Annotated in this window: 3 protein-coding genes; 1 reads left to right on the forward strand and 2 read right to left on the reverse strand. The window is 68.1% G+C overall.

Annotation, left to right across the window (positions count from 1 at the left end; genetic code table 11):
• On the reverse strand, window positions 1-318 hold a 318-nt coding region (locus tag LAO51_20350), incomplete at its 3' end, for a hypothetical protein (GenBank protein ID MBZ5641097.1).
• A gap of 186 nt (window positions 319-504) precedes the next feature.
• Between LAO51_20350 and LAO51_20355 the strand changes: the two genes are divergently transcribed.
• Window positions 505-1,947 carry a DUF4139 domain-containing protein gene (locus LAO51_20355; GenBank protein ID MBZ5641098.1) on the forward strand — a complete coding sequence of 481 codons (1,443 nt, stop codon included), beginning with the start codon at window positions 505-507 and terminating at the stop codon, window positions 1,945-1,947.
• A 48-nt stretch (window positions 1,948-1,995) separates the two neighbouring features.
• On the opposite strand, the gene tyrS is transcribed toward LAO51_20355, so the two are convergent.
• Window positions 1,996-3,001: tyrosine--tRNA ligase (tyrS, locus tag LAO51_20360; GenBank protein MBZ5641099.1), on the reverse strand; the 1,006-nt coding region annotated here is incomplete at its 5' end.

Here is a 3,001-nt window from a genome sequence, read left to right on the forward strand (position 1 = left end):
CGCTTTGCCCCGTCGATCGCGCACCTCCTCGATCCTGAAGAGGCGGGAGACGAAAGCGGACACGTGCTCCGACACCCGGATCAGGAGGTCGGACACCCGGCGGGGATCGGACTCGGCGTCCGGAGCGGTCCTGTAGGTCGACCAGGATTCGAACAACGGCGGGTCCGCCGCGGCCAGCTCCCGATCGAACCGCTCCGAGAGGTCCCTGAGCTTTTCCGCCTCGAAGAGGTCGGCGAAGGAGAACCCTTCGACGCCCGGTTCGAACGAGGTCTCTGCGCCGGCGGCTCCGGGGTCCCGGCTCATCGTCTCGGAGGTCATACCCCTCTGTTGCGCGCCCGGGCGTTCCCCCACCGAACGCAAGCGGACCAGTATTGTCCTAATTGGCCGCCCACGTCAAGCGGCCTCACGCCCGTCGACGCGGGTCCCTATAATCGTCCCGGGGAGACGCTCTCCCCCACGGTTGCCGCGGCGGGGTCACGCCCCCGGCCACGGTGGAGGGTGGCCATGCGCTCGCACCTCTTCATCTCCGTCCTCCCTTTCGTGGCTCTGCTCCTCCTCGCCGTCCCGCCCACAGCCGCGGGCGAGGCGGCCTCGCTTCCCGACAGCACCGCGGCCGACCGGACCTCGGCGGCGGTCACCGTTTACAACGTGAACCTCGCGCTGGTTCGAGAAGTGAGGTCCCTCAGGATCGACCGGGGAGGCGTGGCGTCGCTGCGCTTCATGGACGTTCCGTCGTCGATCAATCCGAGGACGGTCAGCCTCAAGTCGCTCACCGCGCCGGGGGCCCTGTCGGTGCTCGAGCAGAATTACGAGTACGACCTGATCTCGCCCGAGAAGCTCCTCGAGAAGTACGTCGGCCAGGAGGTGGAGGTCGTCGAGCAGGCCCAGGACCTCACGACCCGCGTGTCGAAGGCGACCCTCCTGTCCGTGAACGGAGGGCCGGTCTACCGGATCGGCGACCGGATCGTGCTGAACCAGACCGGCCGGGTCACGCTCCCGTCGGTCCCGGCCGATCTCGTGGCGCGCCCGACCCTGGTCTGGACCCTCCGCTCCGACAAGCCGGGGACCCACGAGGTCGAGGCGTCGTACCTGACCGACGGAGTGAACTGGTCCGCCGACTACGTCGTGGTCGTGGACGCCGACGACCGGTCCTCCGACCTGACGGGATGGGTCACCGTCGAGAACCGCTCGGGAGCCACCTTCCGCGACGCGACCCTCAAGCTCGTGGCCGGGGACGTCCGGCGCGTCACCCCTTCCGCGCCGGTGGCTTACGAGGCGATGCGGTCGGAACTCAAGGCGGCCGCCGGCGCTCCTCAGTTCGCCGAGGAGTCGTTCTTCGAGTACCACCTGTACACGCTGGACCGGCCGACGACGATCCGGGAGAACGAGACCAAGCAGATCACGCTCCTCGAGGCCCCGTCGGTGCCCCTGACGAAGCGCCTCCTCCTGGTCGGTCAGCCCGGGTGGTACAGGAGCCGGTACGGCACGATCGCGAAAGACGAGAAGGTCTCGGTGGTCCTCGAATTCAAGAACGCCCGGGAGGCGGGTCTCGGGATCCCGCTGCCGAAGGGGACCATCCGCGTGTACAAGAAGGACCGCTCGGGCGCGGAGCAATTCGTCGGCGAAGACGCCATCGGCCACACGCCGAAGGACGAGACGGTGAAGCTGAAGGTCGGCGACGCGTTCGACGTGGTCGCCGACCGCACCCAGACCGACTACCGCTCGCTGAGCCCGCGCCAGAGCGAGTCGGCGTTCGAGATCGCGCTCAGGAACCGCAAGGACGAGGACGCGGTGGTCACCGTGCGCGAGCCGGTGGGAGGCGACTGGCAGGTCGTCCAGTCGAGCCAGACCTACAAGAAGCTCGACGCGGGCACGATCGAGTTCGTGGTGACCGTCCCGAAGGGCCAGGAAGTCAAGCTGACCTACCGGGTGCGCGTGACCTGGTAGTCGCTGGACGGGGAGCCGCCGGCGCAAGGCGTCGTCGGCTGCCCCCGGCTACTCGAACGTCACCTTCGCGAAGTGCCGCTTCCCGACCTTGACCAGCAGGCTCTGCCCCGCACGCGCATCGATCTCCCGCGTGCCGGGGGGAACTCTCGCGTCGTCGATCCTCACCGCCCCCTGCTGCACCAGTCGAGAGGCTTCGCTCGTGGACGGCGCCAGGCCCAGTGTCACCAGGAGCCTGGGGAGGGCGACCTTCCCGTCCTCCGCCGGGACCCGGTGATCCTGCACGTCGTCCGGGGCCTCCTTCTGCCGGAAGATCCGCTGGAACTCCTCCTGGGCCGCGCGGGCCGCGTCCTCGCCGTGGAAGTCGGCGACGATCCTCATCGCGAGTCCTTCCTTGGCCTTCTTCGGGTGCAGCCCTCCCCCCGCCACGAGGCGCCTCATCTCCGCGATCCCCTCGCTCGAGACGCTCGTGCAGAGCGTGTAGTACCTCCACATCAGGTCGTCGCTGATCGACATGAGCTTCCCGAAGATCTCCCGCGGCTCCTCGTCGACGCCGACGTAGTTCCCCAGGCTCTTCGACATCTTCTCCGTGCCGTCGAGCCCCTCGAGGAGCGGCGTCGTGAGCACCACCTGAGGCTCCAGACCGTACTCCGGCATGATGTCGCGCCCGACGTTGAGGTTGAACAGCTGGTCGGTTCCACCCAGCTCCGCGTCGGCCTTGAGCGCCACCGAGTCGTACGCCTGGGCCAGCGGGTAGAGGAACTCGTGGACCCCGATGGTCTGTCCCGAGTTGAACCGCGACTTGAAGTCCTTCCTCTCGAGCATCCGGGCGACGTTGTACTTCGCCGCCAGGCGGATGAACCCCTCGGAGCCGAGCACGCCGAGCCACTCGCTGTTGAAGCGGATCTCGGTCCTCTTGGGATCGAGCACCTTGAAGCACTGGCGCTTGTACGTGTCGGCGTTGCGCGCGATCTCCTCCCGGGTGAGGGCGGGCCTCGTCTTCGACCGACCGGTGGGGTCGCCGATCAGGCCGGTGAAATCGCCGATCACGAAGATC

Source organism: Terriglobia bacterium, assembly GCA_020073205.1.
Lineage (GTDB): Bacteria > Acidobacteriota > Polarisedimenticolia > Polarisedimenticolales > JAIQFR01 > JAIQFR01.

Coding starts and splice junctions, on each gene's coding strand:
- LAO51_20355 (MBZ5641098.1), top strand. CDS start 505: ATGCGCTCGCACCTCTTCATCTCCGTCCTCCCTTTCGTGGCTCTGCTC.